Raw genomic sequence first — 3203 nt, 5'->3', positions numbered from 1 at the left:
CCAACTGGAATACTTTTGAGTTGGAATCAAAAAACGGTATTGTTTACAAACCTGATTCGCTTTTTATGGAGGCGCGTAAATGAAAGTTTTACAGGTTAACAGCTACGATTTCGGCGGTGCGGCAAAAGCATGTATTCGCCTGCATGAAGCTTTGCTAGATCAGGGAATAGACAGCCAACTTTTACTCAAACAAAAAACACGAGACATCCGTGCAAGTACAGTTTGTCCTCCGCCAACAAAGCCGCGGCAGCCGTGGCAGCAGCGGTTATTGGCTAAATTACGCAGAATAGGAGTAGAATTTTGGTTAGTCTCTCCCCCACCCGATAAATCACCCGAAGAAGTCAGACGAGCTATGTTGTTAGCACAGCGTCCACATGGTTTAGAAACATGCAGTTTCCCCGACTCGTCTACGGATATTTGTCAGGCAGAAGAATATACTACAGCAGATATTATACATTTCCACTGGGTAGCTGATTTTTTAGATTGGAAAACATTTTTTGCCAAAAATACCAAACCCATAGTGTGGACTTTACATGATCAAAATCCTTTCTTAGGAATAGAGCATTATGCAGAGCGATTTATCGATGTTGATGAGAATGGGTTGCCAGTGCCAAGAAAATATACTGAATTAGAAATCCGTGAAAATGATTATTGGCTCACTTACAAAAAAAAATGCCTACACAATGTAAAAAACTTATACATAGTCGCTCCTTCTCAATGGCTTTTGAATTGTTCTAAAAACAGTAGACTTTTTGCCCAATACCCACATTATTACATTCCTTATGGCTTTCCTACAAATATTTTCAAGCCCCTTGACCAAAAGTTTTGTCGCGAGGTTTTGGGTTTACCCCTAGATAAAAGAGTAATACTTTTTGTAGCAGATAGAGTAGAAAATACCCGCAAGGGTTTTGCTTTTTTGAAAAAAGCTCTGGAAAACTTCAAAAATGAAAATATTTGTTTATGTGTCATTGGTTCGAAAATGCAACCGGAAAAGTGTAAAAATTTGATAGCCTTAGGAAAGATTTTTGATGAACGTTTGATGGCTGTGGCTTACTCCGCTGCTGATGTATTTGTAATTCCTTCTTTAGAAGACAATCTGCCCAACACCATGATTGAGGCTTTGCTCTGTGGCACACCTGTGATTGGTTTTCCGACAGGAGGTATTAAGGAAACTATTCAGGATGAAATCAATGGTTATTTATGCAATGAAATCAGTGTTGCAGCATTGGTCTATAACCTTGAAAAATTTATGCACAATATTGACGGTTTTAACCGACATGCTATTGCCAAAGAAGCTCAAAAGAAGTATAGTTTAGAGATACAAGCTAAGGCATATATAGCATTATACAATCATATTTTAAATTGCAAAGTTTAAGAGCCACATACTAAAATCAATTATTAAACAATTATTTCATTTTGCCGGCTACGAAATCAGACGAAGGCGTTTGTTTACTATTGACAGCCATGAGGTTAGCCATTTTTCCATGTTTGAAGGTTTGAAGAGAAGTGCTAACAGAGGCATTGAAATTGCTTCTGTAATAGATGTAGGTGCTTCTGATGGTCGTTGGTCAGAAATTTGTATGGTGTACTATCCCGAGGCAAAGTATCTTTTGATAGAAGCGCAGCAAGCACATGAAGAAGGATTAAAAGTTTTTAAAGCTCGGTATCCAAAAACAGTCTACGTAATAGCAGCTGCTGGAAATAAGCAAGGAGAAATATACTTTGATAATTCTAGCCTTTGGGGAGGAGTAGCAATGGAAGAAGCAGCAGAATCTGCTAATATTATTAAAGTTCCTGTTACCACTATTGATTGGGAAGTAAGTCAACAAAAATTAAACCCGCCATATTTAATCAAACTTGATACACATGGCTATGAAATTCCTATTTTAGAAGGAGCAAAAGAAACATTGAAAAAAACCAATCTGGTTGTAATGGAAGTGTATAACTTTCCAATTGCTAAAAATAGCCTTCGTTTTTGGGAAATGTGTTCGTACATGGAGAAACTAGGCTTCCTGCCGCTCGACATAGTAGATTTTATGAACAGAAAAAAGGATGGGGCATTTTGGCAAATGGATATTTTCTTTGTCCGTAAAGACAGGCCTGAGTTTAGATATCAAAACTATGCCTAATCAATATCCCGTTATTTCTATTGTAACGCCATCTTTTAATCAAGGAGAGTTTTTAGAGCAAACCATCGTTTCTGTTTTGGAGCAGAACTATCCTCGTTTAGAATATATTATTATTATTGATGGAGGTAGTACAGATAACTCAGTGGAGATTATTAAAAAGTATGAGAAATATTTAACTTATTGGGTAAGTGAACCTGACAGAGGGATGTACGATGCTCTGCAAAAAGGTTTTGCTCGTACCACGGGCGAAATTATGGGGTGGATTAATTCTGACGATATGTATCACAAAAATTCGTTTAGCCTTGTAGCTGAAATATTTTTTCAGTATCCTCAAATAGATTGGTTAAGTGGCGTACCTACTATTTTTGACGAAAAAGGAAGAACAGTAACAGTGAAACCACTGAGAAAATATAGTCGCTTTGCCTTTTTTTGGGAAATAGAGAATGGATACAACAAGAATCTACGCTATGGCGGCGTTCTTTGTAGGAAAAAGCAGGAGGATATATTAGTGCCGATTATCGTTTAGCTGGCGACTTTGAATTATGGATGAGATTTTTTAGGTTTAGCAAACCTGTCATAATTGATACTTTAATTGGTGGATTTCGAGTAAGAAAATCGGGACAGTTGTCAATTGAACATAGAGATAAATATTTAGAAGAGGTTCAATCAATCATTATGCGAGAAATGCGCATGTTGACAGATGAAGAAAGAAAAAAAATCAAAAGACTGAAGCAACTTCTTCAAATTGTCGATTATCCCTTTGTAAATAGGTTATTTAAGATAGTACCTAAAATTCATCAACTTTTTGATTATCCTGAACAATTGAGTTTTAATTTCCCTTCTTATTCATTTGGAAATAATTAAACATTAGCGTGGCTCATGTATAACAAACATAAATTTTAATATAAAAGCGCTTTTGAGTGTATTAAATACTATAGCAAGTTGAATCACTTTTGTAACTAAAATAAACTCGTAACAAAGACTGCTAAGCAAATAGTGCTTTACAGTTGGATACGTTAATATAATTTACTATCTTTATGTAGTTAACCAAAATTTATGGGGCTGGTCTATGCA

At 36.1% G+C, this 3203-nt stretch carries 4 protein-coding genes; all 4 read left to right on the top strand.

Going from position 1 to position 3203, the window contains the following annotated elements:
• Positions 1-79: 79 nt before the first annotated feature.
• The 4 genes from NZ519_11455 to NZ519_11440 all read left to right on the top strand — a co-directional run bounded on the left by NZ519_11455 (position 80) and on the right by NZ519_11440 (position 2993).
• Positions 80-1375, top strand: a complete 1296-nt coding sequence (locus tag NZ519_11455) for a glycosyltransferase (GenBank protein MCS7029369.1) — start codon at positions 80-82, stop codon at positions 1373-1375.
• Positions 1376-1484: 109 nt separating this feature from the next.
• Positions 1485-2129, top strand: coding sequence for an FkbM family methyltransferase (locus NZ519_11450; protein MCS7029368.1), 645 nt, complete (start codon positions 1485-1487; stop codon positions 2127-2129).
• On the top strand, positions 2122-2655 hold the full coding sequence (locus NZ519_11445) for a glycosyltransferase (GenBank protein MCS7029367.1): 534 nt from the start codon (positions 2122-2124) through the stop codon (positions 2653-2655). The genes NZ519_11450 and NZ519_11445 overlap by 8 nt, the downstream gene beginning before the upstream one ends.
• 20 nt (positions 2656-2675) lie before the next feature.
• Positions 2676-2993 carry a hypothetical protein gene (locus NZ519_11440; GenBank protein MCS7029366.1) on the top strand — a complete coding sequence of 106 codons (318 nt, stop codon included), beginning with the start codon at positions 2676-2678 and terminating at the stop codon, positions 2991-2993.
• The last annotated feature ends 210 nt before the right edge of the window (positions 2994-3203 follow it).

This window comes from Bacteroidia bacterium, assembly GCA_025056095.1.
Classification (GTDB): domain Bacteria; phylum Bacteroidota; class Bacteroidia; order JANWVE01; family JANWVE01; genus JANWVE01.
Note: the sequence above shows the minus strand (reverse complement) of the source record. Positions and strands in the feature narration are given on the sequence as shown.

Excerpts from the sequence above, each read along its gene's own strand:
- NZ519_11455 (MCS7029369.1), top strand. The coding sequence starts at position 80 with ATGAAAGTTTTACAGGTTAACAGCTACGATTTCGGCGGTGCGGCAAAA.
- NZ519_11450 (MCS7029368.1), top strand. The coding sequence starts at position 1,485 with ATGTTTGAAGGTTTGAAGAGAAGTGCTAACAGAGGCATTGAAATTGCT.
- NZ519_11445 (MCS7029367.1), top strand. The coding sequence starts at position 2,122 with ATGCCTAATCAATATCCCGTTATTTCTATTGTAACGCCATCTTTTAAT.
- NZ519_11440 (MCS7029366.1), top strand. The coding sequence starts at position 2,676 with ATGAGATTTTTTAGGTTTAGCAAACCTGTCATAATTGATACTTTAATT.